Below are 251 nucleotides of genomic sequence, written 5' to 3'. Positions count from 1 at the left end.
GTCCATAAAAGGTGATAAATATAATTTCTGACCATTCATTAATTTGAACTCTGTAATATCTGTTACGACTTTTTGAAATGGGAGACTTGTTTTAAATCTACGATTTAATATATTTTGAGCTACTTTACCAACTTTACCTTTAAAGGAACGATACTTACGTCCTCTATGTGTGAACTTTGTACAAGTTAGATTATATTCTTTCATGATTCTTAGTACTTTTTTATGATTTACGATAAGACCTCTATTTCTTA

At 28.3% G+C, this 251-nt stretch carries 1 pseudogene; it reads right to left on the bottom strand.

Annotated features, from left to right (window positions below):
* Nucleotides 1–251, bottom strand: a pseudogene (locus LQ686_RS14090) (IS3 family transposase); the annotation flags it as partial.

It is taken from the genome of Mammaliicoccus sp. J-M41 (assembly GCF_022385935.1).
In the GTDB taxonomy this organism is placed as follows: Bacteria; Bacillota; Bacilli; order Staphylococcales; family Staphylococcaceae; genus Mammaliicoccus; species Mammaliicoccus sciuri_A.
The sequence above is the reverse complement of the archived record's forward strand: the minus strand, read 5'-3'. Positions and strand labels throughout refer to the sequence as shown.